This window comes from Sphaerimonospora thailandensis (assembly GCF_016863115.1).
Classification (GTDB): domain Bacteria; phylum Actinomycetota; class Actinomycetes; order Streptosporangiales; family Streptosporangiaceae; genus Sphaerimonospora; species Sphaerimonospora cavernae.
The window spans coordinates 1-705 of the sequence record NZ_BOOG01000152.1; the positions used below are offsets into that span (position 1 = coordinate 1).

Annotated in this window: 1 protein-coding gene; it reads right to left on the reverse strand. The window is 63.3% G+C overall.

Annotation, left to right across the window (positions count from 1 at the left end; genetic code table 11):
* A partial coding sequence (locus tag Mth01_RS29400) for a hypothetical protein (RefSeq protein ID WP_204019220.1) occupies positions 1-400 on the reverse strand: 400 nt, incomplete at its 3' end.
* Positions 401-705: the final 305 nt, after the last annotated feature.

Here is a 705-nt window from a genome sequence, read left to right on the forward strand (position 1 = left end):
GGTCAGCCTCACGGATAGTCCCGGGGACGGCAGCGGAACCAACCACGCTGCCGTCGCCCACGCTGCCATCGCCCATGTCGGCGTCGCGCTCACTCGGACGCACACCGTTCGAGGTCACACCGTCCGGGAATGCGGCGTCTGAAAGCGCAGCGTTCGGCAGTACGGCGTTCGGGGACATGCGGGGGACGGCGGCAAGCCAGTCGGGCCAATCGGCCCACGATGCAGCGTCCACCGAACCGCTGCTCCAGGCGCGGGTGGCAGCACGCGCTTGCGCCTCGGCTTCCACAGCCACCCACCACTGCGGCCCCAGTAAGGGTTCGGCATGGGACCGTGGCACATCCGAGCCGAACCGTTTCTCGTCGAATCCTTCCCCGGGTTTCGTCTCCCACGCCGCAGGCATCGGCCCCTCCCCTCGCCCATGATATTTCGAACACCTGTCGCAATTCTTTCACAGGGAACTCGAAAATGACAACAACCCTGCCCGAGAAATTCAAAGAAATTACGAGAAGTAAATGGTATTCGTACGCCATCTACTTGATGTCACATAAACAGCATTCGTCCTGATCTGGGCGCAACCGCTCGGGCTATCAAGATCACTGCGTGTGAGACTACGTGTGGTGGGCAGCGTCGAATCGCCAGCGGGGAACCGACTGATGTAGCAATGGCAGGCCGGCCACCGTATCCGGCGGCGGGCCCCCGCCGCCG